Consider the following 16,043-nt stretch of genomic DNA (forward strand, 5'->3'; position numbering starts at 1 on the left):
TAGTGACGGGTTCCCGTGCCTTGCAGGGCTTGGAACCGAAGAATCACAGGGTGTCGAGCGCCTTGACGTACTCGTTCAGGTCACGCGCGTCCGGCAGCGCGTTGACGACCGTCCAGCGGACGACGCCTTCCTTGTCGATGATGAACGTGCCGCGCACGGCGCAGCCCTTGTCCTCGTCGAAGACGCCGTACGCGCGCGAAATGTTGCCGTGCGGCCAGAAGTCGGAGAGAAGCGGGTACTCCAGACCCTCCTGCTCGGCGAAGACGCGCAGGGTGTGGATGGAGTCGTTGGAGACCGCGAGGAGCTGGGTGTCGCGGTCCGTGAACTGCGGCAGGTTGTCACGCAGGGAGCACAGCTCGCCGGTGCACACGCCGGTGAAAGCGAAGGGATAGAAGAGCAGTACGACGTTCTTCTCGCCACGGAAGTCGGACAGTTTCACGGTGGCGCCGTGGTTGTCCTTCAGCTCGAAGTCCGGGGCCTTGGTGCCGACCTCGATGGCCATAGTCACTCGCTTCCCTTCCAAGGGTCTGTTCGGGTGACGACCAGCGTACGCAGTGATCGGCTCCCGGCGGCGGCGCGACCCCCACCGGGTCGCCCGGGTGCCGGTTCGGGGCATGCGTGAGGCCCCCGCCGAGGTGGCTCGGCGGGGGCCTCACGGATGCTCTGCTTGCAGACGGGGCTGCAGCTCAGCGCTTCGACTTGGGGGTGGCCAGGCGGGTGCCCGACCATTCCTTGCCGACGGAGATGCTCTTCGTCTGGGAGAGGCCGGCTGTCTGTGCGGCATCACTGATGTCGCTGGGCTCGACGTAACCGTCCCTGCCGGTCTTCGGGGTCAGCAGCCAGATCTGGCCGCCGTCCTCAAGGAGACCGATGACGTCCACCAGTGCGTCCGTGAGATCGCCGTCCTCGTCCCGGAACCACAACAACACCACGTCTGCGACGTCGTCGTAGTCCTCGTCGACCAGATCCTGGCCGATCAGCGATTCGATGCCTTCACGGAGCTCGTGGTCAACGTCGTCGTCGAAGCCGATCTCCTGGACCACCTGTCCGGGCTCGAACCCCAGCCTGGCGGCCGGGTTGGTCCGCTCCTCCGCGTGGTCCGCGGTCGCGCTCACGGCTTGCCTCCTGATCATGTTTCGGAATTGGGGTCTCCCTCTGCTCGTCCAGAGCCGGGGGATCTCAGCCACGCGCGTACGCGAAGCGTTGGCCGTAGTCCACACGGGCGGAGCGGATCGCGCAAGTACCCGGCCGTCGAGACCGTCGAAACGGTGACGATCCTGGCAGTGCCGACGCAACTCCCGACGGGCCATCATGACGCCGCGTGACGGGCACCACACACTTCTGCCCCATTTGTCCCCTTCGGAACCCTTGGAGCGTGCGAAAGCCGAACGGCTTTGCGGAACGCGTCACGCCCTGAGCGTATCGTTACGTTTTGGTCGAGACCGTCCCAACGGTCCGCACGGGTGTCTCTATTACCCCCTGGTAGAGATGACGTACTCGTTCGCGGGGTACACGATGGGGATCGGTGCAGATGCAGGGAAAACCCACCGAAGACAGCCCTCTGACAGCGAAGGAACAGCGTGGCTTCCGGATCCGATCGCAACCCGATCATCATTGGCGGCCTTCCCAGCCAGGTCCCGGACTTCGACCCTGAGGAGACTCAGGAGTGGCTCGACTCCCTCGACGCCGCCGTCGACGAGCGCGGCCGGGAGCGGGCCCGCTATCTGATGCTGCGGCTGATCGAGCGAGCCCGTGAGAAGCGCGTGGCCGTGCCCGAGATGCGCAGCACGGACTACGTCAACACGATCGCGACCAAGGACGAGCCGTTCTTCCCCGGCAACGAGGAGATCGAGCGCAAGATCCTCAACGCGACCCGCTGGAACGCCGCCGTCATGGTCTCCAGGGCGCAGCGCCCCGGCATCGGCGTGGGCGGCCACATCGCGACCTTCGCCTCCTCCGCCTCGCTCTACGACGTCGGCTTCAACCACTTCTTCCGCGGCAAGGACGAGGGCGACGGCGGCGACCAGATCTTCTTCCAGGGCCACGCCTCGCCGGGCATCTACGCCCGCGCGTTCCTCCTCGACCGGCTCTCCGAGCAGCAGCTCGACGCGTTCCGCCAGGAGAAGTCGAAGGCGCCCAACGGACTGTCCTCGTACCCGCACCCGCGGCTGATGCCGGACTTCTGGGAGTTCCCGACCGTGTCGATGGGCCTCGGCCCGCTCGGCGCGATCTTCCAGGCGCGGATGAACCGCTACATGGAGGCGCGCGGTATCGCGGACACCTCCAAGTCCCACGTCTGGGCGTTCCTCGGCGACGGCGAGATGGACGAGCCGGAATCGCTCGGCCAGCTGTCGATCGCCGCGCGCGAGGGCCTGGACAACCTGACCTTCGTCGTGAACTGCAACCTCCAGCGCCTCGACGGCCCGGTACGCGGCAACGGCAAGATCATCCAGGAACTGGAGTCGCAGTTCCGGGGCGCCGGCTGGAACGTCGTCAAGCTCGTCTGGGACCGCACCTGGGACCCGCTGCTCGCGCAGGACCGCGACGGGGTGCTCGTCAACCGGCTGAACACCACGCCGGACGGCCAGTTCCAGACGTACGCCACGGAGACGGGTTCGTACATCCGCGACCACTTCTTCGGCGACGACCACCGGCTGCGCTCGATGGTCGAGGGCATGACCGACGACCAGATCCTGCACCTCGGGCGCGGCGGTCACGACCACAAGAAGATCTTCGCGGCGTTCTCGGCGGCCAAGGCGCACGCGGGCCAGCCGACGGTGATCCTGGCGCAGACGGTCAAGGGCTGGACGCTCGGCCCGAACTTCGAGGGCCGCAACGCCACGCACCAGATGAAGAAGCTGACGGTCGCCGACCTCAAGGGTTTCCGCGACCGGCTGCACCTGCCGATCTCCGACAAGGAGCTGGAGGACGGCGCGCCGCCGTACTACCACCCGGGCCGGAACTCGGAGGAGATCCAGTACATGCACGACCGCCGCAAGGGGCTCGGCGGGTACGTCCCGACGCGCGTCGTGCGGTCGAAGCCGCTGGTCCTGCCCGAGGACAAGACGTACGCGAGCGTGAAGAAGGGCTCGGGTCAGCAGTCCATCGCCACGACCATGGCCTTTGTGCGACTGCTCAAGGACCTCATGCGGGACAAGGAGATCGGCAAGCGGTTCGTGCTGATCGCGCCCGACGAGTACCGCACGTTCGGCATGGACTCGTTCTTCCCGAGCGCGAAGATCTACAACCCGCTCGGCCAGCAGTACGAGTCGGTGGACCGCGAACTGCTGCTCGCCTACAAGGAGTCGCCGACCGGCCAGATGCTGCACGACGGCATCTCGGAGGCGGGCTGCACGGCCTCGCTGATCGCCGCGGGTTCGGCGTACGCCACGCACGGCGAACCGCTCATCCCGGTCTACGTCTTCTACTCGATGTTCGGTTTCCAGCGAACGGGTGACCAGTTCTGGCAGATGGCCGACCAGCTGGCGCGCGGCTTCGTGCTGGGCGCGACCGCCGGACGGACGACGCTGACCGGTGAGGGTCTGCAGCACGCGGACGGCCACTCGCAGCTGCTCGCCTCGACGAACCCGGGCTGTGTCGCCTACGACCCGGCGTTCGGCTTCGAGATCGCGCACATCGTCCAGGACGGTCTGCGCCGTATGTACGGCTCGTCCGAGGAGCACCCGCACGGCGAGGACGTCTTCTACTACCTGACCGTCTACAACGAGCCGCTCCAGCACCCGGCCGAGCCGGAGAACGTGGACGCCGAGGGCATCCTGAAGGGCCTCTACCGCTTCAGCGAGGGCACCTCGGGCACCATCCCCGCCCAGATCATGGCGTCCGGTATCGGCGTCACGTGGGCTCTGGAGGCCCAGCGGATCCTCGCCGAGGAGTGGAGCGTCAGGGCCGACGTCTGGTCGGCGACCTCCTGGAACGAGCTGCGGCGCGAGGCGGTCGACGTGGAGCGGCACAACCTGCTGCACCCCGAGGAGGAGCAGCGCGTCCCGTACGTGACGCGGAAGCTGTCCTCCGCCCAGGGTCCGTTCGTGGCCGTCTCCGACTGGATGCGATCGGTTCCCGACCAGATCGCCCGGTGGGTGCCCGGCACCTACCAGTCCCTCGGCGCGGACGGTTTCGGCTTCGCGGACACGCGCGGCGCGGCCCGGCGCTTCTTCCACATCGACGCGCAGTCGATCGTGGTCGCCGTGCTGACCGAGCTGGCCCGTGAGGGCAAGGTGGACCGTTCGGTGCTGAAGCAGGCCGTCGACCGCTACCAGCTCCTCGACGTGAGGGCGGCCGGACCGGGCGCGGCGGGCGGCGACGCGTAGGACAGGTCCTGGCCGCCGGTACGACGGGCGAGGGGCGAGGGGCGACGGGCCGTGGGCCCGCCGCCCCTCGCCCGTTTTCTTTCTACGATGCGGGGCATGAAGGAAGACTCGGCACAGGCCCGTTGGGAACTGCGCACCCAGCGGCCCCTGCTCGTCCTCGCGGTGGCGTTCGCCCTCGCGTACGCCGTGCCGATCGTGGACAGCGACGCCGGCCGAACCCTGGCGTTCACCTGCACGGTGGTGGAGTGGGTGGTGTGGGGGGCCTTCGCGACCGACTACCTCGTGCGGCTCGCCCTCACACCGCGACGGATGTCCTTCGTCCGCGGCCACTGGCTCGACCTGTGCGCCGTGATCCTGCCGATCCTCCAGCCGCTGCGGCTGCTGCGGCTCGTCGCCACGCTGATGCTGGTGGGGCGGCGCGCGCGGATGGCCTCGCAGATCCGGCTCACGACGTACGTCGGGGGCGCGGTCGTCGGCCTGCTGATGTTCGGCTCGCTGGCCGTGCTGTCGGTGGAGCGGGACTCGCCGAACGGGAACATCAAGACGCTGGGTGACGCGGTGTGGTGGTCGTTTACGACGATGACGACCGTGGGGTACGGCGACCACGCCCCGACGACGGGGATGGGCCGCGTCCTCGCGGTCGGCCTGATGCTCTCCGGGATCGCCCTCCTCGGTGTGGTCACCGCGAACATCGCCGCCTGGTTCATCTCCCGGTTCGAGAAGGACGACGTGGAGGAGCGGCGGCAGACCGCGGCGATCGAGGCGCTGACGGCCGAGGTGCGGGCGCTGCGGGCCGAGGTCGCGGCCCTGACGGGCGGCCCGGGAATCCTGCCGCATCCCTTGTCGGCGGGGTCGGAGGAACACTCGCCCACCTAGCCCGGGGAGGGTGGGGGGACGGCTGCTCGCTCGTACGGACCGGTGGAAACGCTCATACGGACCGGTGGGCCGCTCGTACGGACCGGTGGGCCCGCCCCGAACACGCCGACGGGCCCGCGCGCCGCACAGGCGGCACACGGGCCCGTATCCGGTTCGGCCCCTCCGGTGTCAGAGCAGGCCGTTGCCCGGTCCGCCGCCCAGCCAGATGACCGCCAGGAGTGTGTCGATCGCTCCCAGCACCAGGGCTATCAGTGCCGGCACCGGCCCCGAGCCGGTCCAGCGGCGGCCCATCGCGAGCCACCCGCAAACCATCGCGGCCGGCCCGAGGACGATCCCCAGCGTGAAGAACCCGGCCACCGCACACACGGTGCCGACGATCCCCAGGGTCGCGCTGTCCGGCCCGGTCCGTGATCCTGTACGGCCACGTGAACGGGGGTGCCTGCGCGTACCGTTTCCGAAACCCGCCATCATCCGCTCCTGAACTCCCGTGACCTGTCGGTCGGTTCGGGTCGATGGACCGGGTACCCCCGTTTCACGCCGACAGACCCGCCCGGGCCCGGACGGGTCTGTCGGAGGCGAGAGGGTCAGATGTGGCCGACGCCCGCGCCGGCCTCCGCGTTCTCGCCCCGCTTGGTGAGCAGCGCGACGAAGACGGCCACGACGGCGACACCCGCGGCGACGAGGCAGGCGAGGCTCATGCCGGAGATGAAGGTCTCGTGGGCGACGTCGGTGATCTGCGCGGCGATCGCGGCCGGGGTGTCCTTGGTGACCGGCGCGACGCCGACCCGGACCGCCTCGGAGGCCTGGTCGAGCTGGGCCGGGGTGAGCGGCGGCAGCTTGGCGTCGGTCCAGTTGCCCGGGAGGTCGCTGTCGACCTTGGAGGCCATCACGGCGCCCAGGACGGCCGTACCGAGGCTTCCGCCGACCTGCATGGCGGCCTGCTGGAGACCGCCGGCGACGCCGGAGAGCTCCATCGGCGCGTTGCCGACGATGACCTCGGTCGCGCCGACCATGACCGGCGCGAGGCCGAAGCCCAGCAGGGCGAACCAGACGGACATCACGCCGCTGGAGGTGTCGGCCTCCAGCGTCGACATGCCGTACATGGCGATCGCGGTGGCCGCCATGCCGCTCGCGAGCGGGATGCGCGGGCCGAGCTTGGTGATGGCCAGACCCGCGAGCGGGGAGCCGACGATCATCATGCCGGTGAGCGGGAGCAGGTGCAGGCCCGCGTCGACCGGGCTCATGCCGTGCACGCTCTGGAGGTAGAACGTCACGAAGAACAGGCCGCCCATGAAGGCGATGGCCATGAGCACCATCAGCACCACACCCGCCGAGAGCGGGACGGAGCGGAAGAGGGCGAGCGGGATCAGCGGTTCCTTCACCCGCGTCTCCCAGATGGAGAACAGCGCGAAGCCCAGGACCGACAGCCCCAGGAAGAGCCAGGTCTTGCCGTCGCCCCAGCCCCAGGCCGGGGCCTTGATCAGGGCCCACACCAGGCAGAACATCGCGCCGGACAGCAGCACGATGCCGAGGATGTCGAAGGAGCGCGGGGCGTTCTCGGCGCGGTGGTCGAGCAGGATCAGCAGGCCCAGCACGAGGGCGATCAGGCCGACCGGCACGTTGATGAAGAACACCGACTGCCAGCTGACGTGCTGGACGAGCAGTCCGCCGAGGATCGGGCCGCCCGCGGTGGAGGCGCCGATGACCATGCCCCAGATGCCGATCGCCATGTTCAGCTTCTCGGCCGGGAAGGTCGCGCGGAGCAGGCCCAGCGCGGCCGGCATGAGCAGCGCGCCGAACAGGCCCTGGAAGACGCGGAAGGTGACCACGAGGGCGATGCTGTGCGACAGGCCGATCGCGCCGGACGCGGCGGCGAAGCCGGTCACGCCGATCAGGAAGGTCTGCCGGTGGCCGAAGCGGTCGCCGAGCTTGCCCGCGGTGATGAGGGAGACCGCGAGGGCGAGGAAGTAGGCGTTGGTGATCCACTGGACGTCGGCGAAGGTCGCGCCGAGGTCCTTGGCGATGGCCGGGTTGGCGATGGCCACGATGGTGCCGTCCAGGGCCACCATCATGACCCCGACGGCCACGGTGATGAGGGTGAACCACGGATGGCCGCGCAGGCCCGTGGACGGAGCCCGGTCCAACGGGGAGTCCGGAGTCTTGTCCTCCGGGCCCGTCTTGTCGATGGTGGTCTGACTAGTCATTTTTCGAGGCTAGTGACAGCCGCTGACAATTGACAAACTGATTCACAAGTCGGTAACTGTCACGTCGCTCACAGATAGGCTGAACTGCGCGAACAGTTCGGTTGGGGGAGAACGCGACAGATGACGGAAACGGTGGACACGACAGGCGTGGCAGGCGTGGCAGGCGCGGCAGACACGGCCGGAACGGCGGAGCCGGCGGCCGGGACGGGGGCGTCGGCCGTCGGCGCGACGGCGTCGGCGGAGCCCATGGAGTCGGTGGCGTCGGCGGAGTCGGCGGAGTCGGTGGTGCCACGCCCCGGGCTTCGGGAGCGCAAGAAGCAGCGCACCCGGGACGCCCTGCTGCGGGCCGCCCTCGAACTGTTCACCACCCAGGGTTACGAGCGGACCACGGTCGACGAGATCACCGAGGCCGTCGACGTCTCCCAGCGCACCTTCTTCCGCTACTTCGCGGGCAAGGAGGACGCCGCCCTGTTCCTCCAGCGGCTCACGGAAACACGTTTCATCGACGCGGTGCGCGAACGACCGCCCGACGAGGCCCCGTTGGAGGCACTGCGCCGGGCCGTCCTGGAGAGCTGGGACACGATCGGCGAGGCGATCGAGGAGGTGGTGCCCATCGAACTGCACATGCGCACCTATCAATTGATCGAGTCGACCCCCGCGCTGCTCGCCGCGCACCTGCGCCGCTCGGAGGAGATCGAGGAGGAGATCGCGCGGCTCATCGCCGAGCGCGAGGGCCTCGACGTGGACACGGACCCGCGCCCGCGCATCGCGGTCGCGGTGTTCGGCGGGGTGATGCGGGTGACGGGCCGGCTGTGGGGCGCGGGCGAGGACACCAGCGTCGAGGCGATCCGCGAGCTGACCGCGACCTATCTCGACCATGTGGGGCCCGCGTTGGCGGAGAAGTGGGGCAGCGCGCCGCGGTGACGGCCCGGTGATCCCCCGGTGACGCCTCGTACCGCCGGGTCACCTCTTGGAAGCCCACCGGGTCACGCTTCGGAAGTCCGCCAGGTCACCCTTGGCAACCCGCCAGGCCACCTCTTGGAAGCCGGCGCGACACCCTCGGGGAGCCCCGGCGCGACACCCGGTACCCGCCCGGGCGGGAGAGCCGGTTCGGACCGGCGTACGGAATACGCCGCCCTCCCGCGTACACGGTCCGGCCCAGAACCCGTACGCGAGCTGACGCACGCGGGCGTACGGAACCTCCCGCACGCCCGCGCTCGTTGTACGGATGCCGCCCGCGCGGGACGCTCCGCGAAGGCACCGGACCATCACAACACCCCCATGCAGAGCGTCACATATCGCACACGCATAGCGGAAAAGCACGTACACAGCGTCACTATTTAACTCAAACTGAACCCGGTTTGCCCTAATTACCCCATCAGAAACGTGATCCCAGTCACTCGTTTAACGGGAGGCTCTTCACTTCTCCTAGGGTGTCCTCTCAGTGACTTCCTTCGACACCACCCCCCAACTCAACGTCTGGCGCGCACTGCTCGCGCTGGCCGTGGTGTTCGTGATGCTGGCCACCAGTGGCTGGACCGCGCTCCACAGCCACCGGGCAGCATCTCCGCTCCAGGCGTCGCGCTCCGCGTGGGAACGCGGCAGCATCGCCGGGCACAAGCTGCCCGACCCGGACTCCGCTCCGGGTTCGCTGTCCCAGTTCTTCACCACGCTCGACGCGCAGCAGCGTTCGCAGCTCGCCCACCGTTATCCGCTCGCGGTCGGCAACATGAACGGTGCGCCGGTGACCCTGCGCTACGCGGCGAACCGTCTGGCGCTCAAGCACGAGCGCACGGTCGAGCGCGGGCGCATGCACGACAACCGGCTGTCCTCGCTCGGCCAGTACGACGCGGGCCGCCGCATGCACCGCTACGAAGCGCTGCTGCACAAGGACCGCAGGATCCTGGCCTTCGACCCCAACGGCTCGGGCCGGGTCGCCGAGGTCTTCGGCGACCTCGACAAGGCCCGCCGGGTCTCGGTCGTGGTCCCCGGTGTCGACACCGACCTGCTCACCTTCCAGCGCACGTACAAGCAGTACTCGGCGCCGGTCGGCATGGCGGGCTCGCTGTACAGGGCCGAGCGCTCGGCGGACCCGGGCATACGGACGGCCGTGATCGCGTGGGCCGACTACACGACGCCCAGCGGACTCGGTATCGACTCGGCCACCGCCATGCGGGCCGAGGACGGCGCGGTGCGGCTGAACGCGCTGGTGCGGGCGCTGCCGGGCAGTTCCGAGGTGGCGCTGTACTGCCACAGCTACGGCTCGGTCCTGTGCGGGGTGGCGGCCTCTTCGCTGCCCTCCCGGGTGTCCGACATAGCGGTGGCGGGCAGCCCCGGCATGCGGGCGGCGAAGGCGGCCAACCTGCACACCACGGCCCGGGTCTGGGCGATGCGCGACGCGGACGACTGGATCCAGGACGTGCCGCACATGGAGGTCGGCGGCCTCGGGCACGGCGCGGACCCGGTGTCGAAGGGGTTCGGGGCGCGCGTCCTGTCGGCCGAGGGCGCGAAGGGTCACGCCGGCTACTTCCAGCCGGGCACGGAGAGTCTCCGCAACTTCGCGGAGATCGGGATCGGCGCGTACCGCGCTGTCAGCTGCGCGCGTGATGACGACGCCTGCCGGACGGGTTTGTCCGCCGGCGCGTCGGCCTGACGCGCGTAGAGGACGAAAAACTGCGGTCCGCCCAGAGAGGCGACGGAGGCTTGCGTGCCGCATACGATGGCCCGCATGGGTGACGTACTGGCCGGATTTCATGCCGCCTGGGAGTTCGAGTCCGACTCCGTGCTCATCCGCTTCGAACGGGGGATCCGTACACCGAAGCTGTTCCAGGCGCTCGGCGAACGCCGTGTTCCCCTGGAGGCGCTCGCGGCGGTGACGCTGACGCCCGGGAAGCGAGGCACGGTCGTTCTGCGTGCGGTGCCGAGACCCGGCGCCGATCCGCTGATGGAAGCGGCCGCGGGACAGCTCAAGGAGGGGTGCGACCCCTATCGGCTGGTGCTGCCCGCCGAACGCGAGACGCTCGCCGAGTACTACGCGGACGAGCTGCGCGGACAGCTCACCACGGACGACGAGCCCGCCGAGCGCTTTCTCGTGAAGCCGCCCGAGGGGCCGCTGACCTTCAAGGCCTACGACGGAAAGGCCACCTTCGACGGCAAGACGGTGTCCTTCCGGTGGTTCTGGACGGGCGCGTCCTCGGCGAAGTGGAAGGCCGGCGACCAGACCTTCCCGGTCTCCTCGCTGTGCGGGGTCGAGTGGCGCTCCCCCGAGGTTTTCGAGGGGCATCTGCGGCTGCTGCGGCGGGAGCCCGCCCCGGCCCATCCCGCGCAGGCGGACCAGGACCCGGCGGCGGTCGTCTTCGGGCTCGGGTACGGGCCCGTCCACGAGTCGCTGCCGTTCGCGGCGGCCGTGCTCGCCGCCGCGCGCTCCGCGAGTCCCGCTCCGGTGAACGCGGTCCCGGCGCCGCACCGCGACCCGGCCGACATCGCGGACCGGATCCGGCATCTCGGGGAGCTGCACGAGGCGGGGCTCGTCACGGACGAGGAGTTCTCCGTGAAGAAGGCGGAACTCCTCGCCCAGCTGTAGCCGCGGGGGCCGGGACGCTCCGGGCCCCGCTCACTCCCGGCCCGCCGACGAGAACGACATGTCCGGGTAGCGGTCGCCCGCCACCTTGGCCGCGATCGGTTCCAGGAGGGCCAGCTCGTCCTCGGTCAGGGCGATGCCCGTGGCCGCCGTGTTCTCCTCCACCCGCGCGCGCCGCGTGGTGCCCGGGATCGGTACGACGGTCAGACCGTGGACACTCGCCCGCTGCTGGACCCAGGCCAGCGCGATCTGGCCGAGCGAGGCGCCACGGGCGTCGGCGACGGTACGGATCGGGTCGAGCAGCGCCGCGTTCGCCGCCGCGTTCTCGCCGGTGAAGCGGGGCTGGGTGCGGCGGACGTCGTCCTGCCCGAGGTCCTGGTCGGCGTTGCCGAAGGAGCCGGTGAGGAAGCCACGGCCCAGCGGTGAGTACGGGACGAGCGCCACGCCCAGCTCGCGGGCGGCGGGCACCACGTTCGTCTCGATGTCTCGGCTGAACAGCGACCACTCCGACTGGACCGCCGCGATGGGATGCACGGCCTGGGCGGCGCGCAGCTCCCCCGCGGTGACCTCGCTCAGGCCCAGATGCTTGACCTTGCCCTCGCGGACCAGGCCGGCCATGGCGCCGACGCTCTCCTCGATCGGCACGTTCACATCGCGTCGGTGCATGTAATAGAGGTCGATCACGTCGACGCCGAGGCGCTGGAGGCTGCCCTCGACGGCCTGGCGGATGTACGGCGGGTCGTTGCGGATGATCCGCTTGCGGGGGTTGTCCGGCGGGACCGTGACGCCGTACTTGGTCGCGATGACGATCTCGTCCCGGTGCGCCTTGAGGAACGGCGCCAGGAACCTCTCGTTCTCGCCGCGGCCGTACCCCTCGGCGGTGTCGTAGAGCGTGACGCCGAGTTCCAGCGCCCGGCCCAGGGCGGCCCTCGACGCGTCGGCGTCCGGCGGCCCGTACGCCCAGCTCATGCCCATGCAGCCGAGGCCCTGCACACCGACCTCGGGCCCGTCATCGCCGAGCCGTACCGCCGTGATCCTGCTGTCGGTCATCAAGACCTCTCCGACGCGAGGACGTGCCCCGCGTCCGCATAGAAACTGATCTTCCGGTCGAGCACCGCGAGGGTGTCCTGGAGCTCCGCGATACGGGCCCGGACGTCCCGGCGGGTCGCCTCCAGGAGCTCGTAGCGGTCCATGTACGTGTGGTCGCCGGCGCGCACCATCTCCGCGTAGCGGACCATGTCGGCGACCGGCATCCCGGTGAGCCGGAGCTTGCCGACGAGGTCCAGCCAGTCCAGGTCGCGGTTGCTGTAGCGGCGCTGGCCGGTGTGCGAGCGGTCGATGTGCGGCATCAGCCCGATGCGCTCGTACCAGCGCAGGGTGTGCGCACTGAGGCCGGTAAACGCGACGACCTCGCTGATCGTGTAGTTGTCCCGGCCGTCCGGGCGCCGCTCCTGCTCGGGAGGGCCGGCGCAGGTGTCGGCCCCGCTCGCGGTCCCGGTGGCCTCGGCTGTGGTCTCCATCACGGTCATGCCCTCCACGCTAAAACCTTGGAGTCCACTCCAGGCAACCGAACCGGCCGAAAATCCCAGGACATGGCCGGGAGGCGATGGTTACCGTGCGGATCATGAGCCTCGTACGCCGCGCCACTCCCGAGGACGCCTCCGAAGTGCTGCGCCTGCGCCAGGTGATGATCGACTCGGTCTTCGACGTGGGCTCCTCCAGCGCGTGGCACGCCGCGTCGCTGCCGACCGTACGCGCGAAGCTCGCCGATGCCGAGGAATCCTTCGTCGCCTTCGTGATCGACCACCCGGAGCGGCCGGGCACCCTCGCGGCCCTCGTCGCCGGGACGGTCGAGTACCGGATCGGGCGGGCGGACAATCCGCACGGCGCGGTGGGGTACGTCTTCAGCGTCGCCACCGATCCGGGCACCCGGCGCCGCGGCTACGCCCGCGCCTGCATGGAGACGCTCCTCGGCTGGTTCCGTGAGCGCGGTGTCGCCCAGGTCGACCTCAACGCCTCCACCGAGGCCGAGCCGCTCTACGCGGCCCTCGGGTTCGTCCGCAAGCCGGACCCCTCGATGCGGCTGTGCCTCTGAGCCGCTTAGGCTCGGGGCATGTCCTTGCAGAGCCTGGCGCTGATCTCGAACTGGCCCGTTCCCACCGCCGCGGCCGCGGTCGTCCGCGCGGACGGCACCGTGGCCGGCTCGCACGGGCCGGGCGGGCACCGGTTCGCGCTGGCGTCCGTCACCAAGCCGCTCGCCGCGTACGCCGCGCTCGTCGCGTACGAGGAGGGGGCGATCGAGCTCGACGAACCCGCCGGGCCCGCCGGTTCGACGGTCCGGCATCTGCTCGCGCACACCTCGGGTCTGGCCTTCGACGAGCACCGGGCGACCTTCACGCCCGGGGAGCGGCGGCTGTACTCCAACGCCGGGTTCGAGGTGCTCGGGGACCACATCGCCAAGGCGGCGGACATGCCGTTCGCGGAGTATCTGCGGCAGGCGGTTCTCGAACCGCTCGGCATGACCGCGACGACGCTGGACGGTTCGCCCGCGAGGGACGGTGTCTCGACCGTCGACGACCTCGTCCGCTTCGCCGCCGAGCTCCAGGCGCCGCGGCTCCTTGACCCGCGTACGGTCGCGGAGGCGATGACCGTCCAGTACCCCGGCACCAAGGGCGTCCTTCCGGGGTACGGCCACCAGAACCCCAACGACTGGGGGCTGGGCTTCGAGATCCGCGACTCCAAGTCACCGCACTGGACGGGGAGTTCGTCCTCGCCGCGCACCTTCGGCCACTTCGGCCAGGCCGGTACGTTCCTGTGGGTCGACCCGGCCGTGGGCGCCGCCTGCGTCGCGCTGACCGACCGGAACTTCGGGCCCTGGGCGATCGAGGCGTGGACGCCCTTCACGGACGCGGTGCTGGCCGACCTCGCCTCCTGACGCGGGCCGGCGTCAGCCTCGGAGCCGGCAGGGGAAGGCCGCCGCGTCCGGTCGGCCCGCGGAAGGCCGGCGCCTCGCGCCGAACCCCGGCGTCAGCCGGCCGCCATCTCCCACATCAGCAGCTCCGCCGGGGCCCCGGCGACCAGCTCCAGGTCCTTCGCGTCCGTGACCCGGGCCGCGTCCCCCTCCCCCAGTTCCACGCCGTCCAGCCGGACCTCGCCGCGCACGACATGGAGGTAGACGTGGGGCGCGTCGGGAACGGCCGTGCGCTCACCCGCCGTCAGCCGGCGCACATGGAGCATGGCTCCCGCCTCGGGAACGGCGTACGGGGTGGAGTCGGCGATGCCGCGGACGGTCTCGTACGCGGGGTCGCCGCCCGGTTCCACCGGGGCCAGCCACATCTGGACGAAGACCAGCGGCAGCTCGCCGTCGTTGCGCTCGACATGGCGGACGCCTCCCGCCGAACTCAGCCGCTGGACGTCCCCGTGGCGCAGCACCGACTCGTTCCCCGCCGAGTCGCGATGGGTCAGCTCGCCCTCCACCACCCAGGTGACGATCTCGGTGTGGCTGTGCGGGTGCTCGTCGAAGCCCGCGCCGGGGGCGAGCCGCTCCTCGTTGCAGGCGATCACCGCGCCGAAGCGGAGGTTGTCGGGGTCGTAGTGCGGGCCGAAGGAAAAGGCGTGGAGCGAGGAGATCCCGGCCGCCGGGTCCCCTCCGCGGTAGCGCTCGTCGGCGCGGCGGACGTCCATCACGCCTCCACGGTAGGGCCTGTCGTCCCGATCGGTCGGCACCGAGGTGCGTCCCGCCCCATGATCCGGACGGCAGGCCCCGGCCCTGGCCCGGCGGCCGCCTCTCGCTTACTTGCGACCCGCCGCCGCACAGCTCCGTCCGGATAAGGCAGTCTTGTCCCGTGCCCGAACCCCATGCCAGCAACACCGAGCGCCCAGCGCACGAAGTCGACTCGCACACCGCGACCCTCAAGCGGCTGGAGAAGTCGGCCGGCAGTCTCGCCGCCCAGGCCATCACGCGGATGGACGAGACGCTGCCGTGGTACCGGGCCATGCCACCGGAGAACCGGTCGTGGATCGGGCTGGTCGCCCAGGCCGGCATCGCGGCCTTCACGGAGTGGTTCCGGCACCCGGACGCGCCGCAGGCCATCTCCACCGACGTCTTCGGCACCGCGCCACGCGAGCTGACCAGGGCCATCACGCTGCGCCAGACGGTGGAGATGGTGCGGACGACAATCGAGGTCATGGAATCGGCCATCGACGAGGTGGCGGCGCCCGGCGACGAGTCCGTGCTGCGTGAGGCGCTGCTCGTCTACGCCCGCGAGATCGCCTTCGCCACCGCCCAGGTGTACGCGCAGGCCGCGGAGGCACGCGGTGCCTGGGACGCCCGGCTCGAGTCGCTCGTGGTGAACGCGGTGCTCTCCGGCGAGGCCGACGAGGGCGCCGTCTCCCGGGCCGCCGCGCTCGGGTGGAACTCGCCCGACCATGTCTGCGTGGTGCTGGGCACGGCGCCCGACGGTGACAGCGAGCTGACGGTCGAGGCGATCCGGCGGGCGGCCCGGCACGCCAAGCTCCAGGTGCTGACGGGCGTGCTCGGGGACCGGCTGGTCGTCATCGCGGGTGGCAGCGACAACCCGCTCGCCGTCGCCAAGTCGCTGATCGGTCCGTATGCCGCCGGATCGGTGGTGGCCGGGCCGATCGTGCCCGATCTGCTGGCCGCGACCCGGTCGGCACAGGCCGCGGCGGCCGGGCTGAAGGCGTGTTTCGCCTGGCAGGACGCCCCGCGCCCGGTACTGGCGGACGATCTGCTGCCGGAGCGCGCGATCGCCGGAGACCCGTCGGCCCGCGAGCAGTTGGTGGAGGAGATCTACAGACCGCTGGAGGAAGCCGGCTCCGCGCTCCTGGAGACACTGGCCGTCTACCTGGAGCAGGCGAGCAGCCTCGAAGGCGCGGCCCGGATGCTGTTCGTCCATCCCAACACCGTGCGCTACCGGCTCCGACGTGTGACTGACGTCACCGGCTGGTCGCCCTCGGATGTTCGATCGGCGTTCACGCTGCGGATCGCGCTGATCCTGGGGCGTCTGGCCGATGGAGATCCGCAAACCTAGGCTT

The 16,043-nt window shown here is 70.3% G+C and carries 15 protein-coding genes; 8 read left to right on the forward strand and 7 right to left on the reverse strand.

The annotated features are described in order from the left end of the window. Window positions 1-43: 43 nt before the first annotated feature. A complete protein-coding gene (locus tag OG410_RS14110) occupies window positions 44-502 on the reverse strand; it encodes a peroxiredoxin (RefSeq protein ID WP_261702496.1) in 459 nt (152 codons plus the stop codon). Window positions 503-686: 184 nt separating this feature from the next. Next, complete coding sequence (locus tag OG410_RS14115) at window positions 687-1,115, reverse strand: DUF3052 domain-containing protein (protein ID WP_326788028.1); 429 nt, start codon at window positions 1,113-1,115, stop codon at window positions 687-689. A 465-nt stretch (window positions 1,116-1,580) separates the two neighbouring features. Between OG410_RS14115 and aceE the strand changes: the two genes are divergently transcribed. Continuing rightward, window positions 1,581-4,328 (forward strand): pyruvate dehydrogenase (acetyl-transferring), homodimeric type, encoded by a 2,748-nt coding sequence (gene aceE / locus OG410_RS14120; protein WP_329299458.1) that lies wholly within the window; start codon window positions 1,581-1,583, stop codon window positions 4,326-4,328. 96 nt (window positions 4,329-4,424) lie between these two features. After that, window positions 4,425-5,204 (forward strand): potassium channel family protein, encoded by a 780-nt coding sequence (locus tag OG410_RS14125; RefSeq protein WP_329299460.1) that lies wholly within the window; start codon window positions 4,425-4,427, stop codon window positions 5,202-5,204. A gap of 168 nt (window positions 5,205-5,372) precedes the next feature. Here the strand turns inward: OG410_RS14125 and OG410_RS14130 are convergent, their stop codons facing one another. Together OG410_RS14130 and OG410_RS14135 are read right to left on the reverse strand one after the other, a co-directional pair. Then, window positions 5,373-5,675, reverse strand: coding sequence for a small hydrophobic protein (locus OG410_RS14130; RefSeq protein WP_326788025.1), 303 nt, complete (start codon window positions 5,673-5,675; stop codon window positions 5,373-5,375). Window positions 5,676-5,788: 113 nt separating this feature from the next. Continuing rightward, window positions 5,789-7,408, reverse strand: a complete 1,620-nt coding sequence (locus OG410_RS14135; RefSeq protein WP_329299461.1) for an MFS transporter — start codon at window positions 7,406-7,408, stop codon at window positions 5,789-5,791. A gap of 246 nt (window positions 7,409-7,654) precedes the next feature. On the opposite strand from OG410_RS14135, the gene OG410_RS14140 reads away from it, so the two are divergent. From OG410_RS14140 to OG410_RS14150, 3 genes are all read left to right on the forward strand, one after another. Beyond that, complete coding sequence (locus OG410_RS14140; protein ID WP_329304119.1) at window positions 7,655-8,332, forward strand: TetR family transcriptional regulator; 678 nt, start codon at window positions 7,655-7,657, stop codon at window positions 8,330-8,332. A gap of 520 nt (window positions 8,333-8,852) precedes the next feature. Next, the gene (locus tag OG410_RS14145; protein ID WP_329299462.1) at window positions 8,853-10,061 is read left to right on the forward strand and encodes an alpha/beta hydrolase; all 1,209 of its coding nucleotides are present in this window, start codon (window positions 8,853-8,855) and stop codon (window positions 10,059-10,061) included. A gap of 66 nt (window positions 10,062-10,127) precedes the next feature. Beyond that, on the forward strand, window positions 10,128-10,991 hold the full coding sequence (locus OG410_RS14150) for a DUF4429 domain-containing protein (RefSeq protein WP_329304120.1): 864 nt from the start codon (window positions 10,128-10,130) through the stop codon (window positions 10,989-10,991). Between the two features lie 30 nt (window positions 10,992-11,021). On the opposite strand, the gene OG410_RS14155 is transcribed toward OG410_RS14150, so the two are convergent. Both OG410_RS14155 and OG410_RS14160 read right to left on the reverse strand, forming a co-directional pair. Next, the gene (locus OG410_RS14155) at window positions 11,022-12,038 is read right to left on the reverse strand and encodes an aldo/keto reductase (RefSeq protein WP_329299463.1); all 1,017 of its coding nucleotides are present in this window, start codon (window positions 12,036-12,038) and stop codon (window positions 11,022-11,024) included. Next, on the reverse strand, window positions 12,038-12,517 hold the full coding sequence (locus OG410_RS14160; protein WP_329299464.1) for a MerR family transcriptional regulator: 480 nt from the start codon (window positions 12,515-12,517) through the stop codon (window positions 12,038-12,040). Before OG410_RS14160 ends, OG410_RS14155 begins: the two co-directional genes overlap by 1 nt. A 95-nt stretch (window positions 12,518-12,612) precedes the next feature. Between OG410_RS14160 and OG410_RS14165 the strand changes: the two genes are divergently transcribed. Both OG410_RS14165 and OG410_RS14170 read left to right on the forward strand, forming a co-directional pair. After that, the gene (locus tag OG410_RS14165) at window positions 12,613-13,083 is read left to right on the forward strand and encodes a GNAT family N-acetyltransferase (protein WP_329299465.1); all 471 of its coding nucleotides are present in this window, start codon (window positions 12,613-12,615) and stop codon (window positions 13,081-13,083) included. Window positions 13,084-13,101: 18 nt separating this feature from the next. Then, entirely contained in the window at window positions 13,102-13,923 is an 822-nt protein-coding gene (locus tag OG410_RS14170) for a serine hydrolase domain-containing protein (protein ID WP_329299466.1), read from the forward strand. A 92-nt stretch (window positions 13,924-14,015) separates the two neighbouring features. On the opposite strand, the gene OG410_RS14175 is transcribed toward OG410_RS14170, so the two are convergent. Next, window positions 14,016-14,672 (reverse strand): pirin family protein, encoded by a 657-nt coding sequence (locus OG410_RS14175; protein WP_329304121.1) that lies wholly within the window; start codon window positions 14,670-14,672, stop codon window positions 14,016-14,018. 161 nt (window positions 14,673-14,833) lie between these two features. Here OG410_RS14175 and OG410_RS14180 point away from each other — a divergent pair, with 161 nt between their 5' ends. Next, window positions 14,834-16,039 (forward strand): PucR family transcriptional regulator, encoded by a 1,206-nt coding sequence (locus tag OG410_RS14180; RefSeq protein WP_329299467.1) that lies wholly within the window; start codon window positions 14,834-14,836, stop codon window positions 16,037-16,039. Window positions 16,040-16,043: the final 4 nt, after the last annotated feature.

The sequence above is a fragment of the Streptomyces sp. NBC_00659 genome (genome assembly GCF_036226925.1).
In the GTDB taxonomy this organism is placed as follows: domain Bacteria; phylum Actinomycetota; class Actinomycetes; order Streptomycetales; family Streptomycetaceae; genus Streptomyces.

Excerpts from the sequence above, each read along its gene's own strand:
- OG410_RS14170 (WP_329299466.1), top strand. The coding sequence starts at position 13,102 with ATGTCCTTGCAGAGCCTGGCGCTGATCTCGAACTGGCCCGTTCCCACC.
- OG410_RS14155 (WP_329299463.1), bottom strand. The coding sequence starts at position 12,038 with ATGACCGACAGCAGGATCACGGCGGTACGGCTCGGCGATGACGGGCCC.
- OG410_RS14175 (WP_329304121.1), bottom strand. The coding sequence starts at position 14,672 with ATGGACGTCCGCCGCGCCGACGAGCGCTACCGCGGAGGGGACCCGGCG.
- OG410_RS14125 (WP_329299460.1), top strand. The coding sequence starts at position 4,425 with ATGAAGGAAGACTCGGCACAGGCCCGTTGGGAACTGCGCACCCAGCGG.
- OG410_RS14150 (WP_329304120.1), top strand. The coding sequence starts at position 10,128 with ATGGCCCGCATGGGTGACGTACTGGCCGGATTTCATGCCGCCTGGGAG.
- OG410_RS14140 (WP_329304119.1), top strand. The coding sequence starts at position 7,655 with ATGGAGTCGGTGGCGTCGGCGGAGTCGGCGGAGTCGGTGGTGCCACGC.
- OG410_RS14130 (WP_326788025.1), bottom strand. The coding sequence starts at position 5,675 with ATGATGGCGGGTTTCGGAAACGGTACGCGCAGGCACCCCCGTTCACGT.
- OG410_RS14135 (WP_329299461.1), bottom strand. The coding sequence starts at position 7,408 with ATGACTAGTCAGACCACCATCGACAAGACGGGCCCGGAGGACAAGACT.
- OG410_RS14165 (WP_329299465.1), top strand. The coding sequence starts at position 12,613 with ATGAGCCTCGTACGCCGCGCCACTCCCGAGGACGCCTCCGAAGTGCTG.
- OG410_RS14160 (WP_329299464.1), bottom strand. The coding sequence starts at position 12,517 with ATGACCGTGATGGAGACCACAGCCGAGGCCACCGGGACCGCGAGCGGG.
- OG410_RS14110 (WP_261702496.1), bottom strand. The coding sequence starts at position 502 with ATGGCCATCGAGGTCGGCACCAAGGCCCCGGACTTCGAGCTGAAGGAC.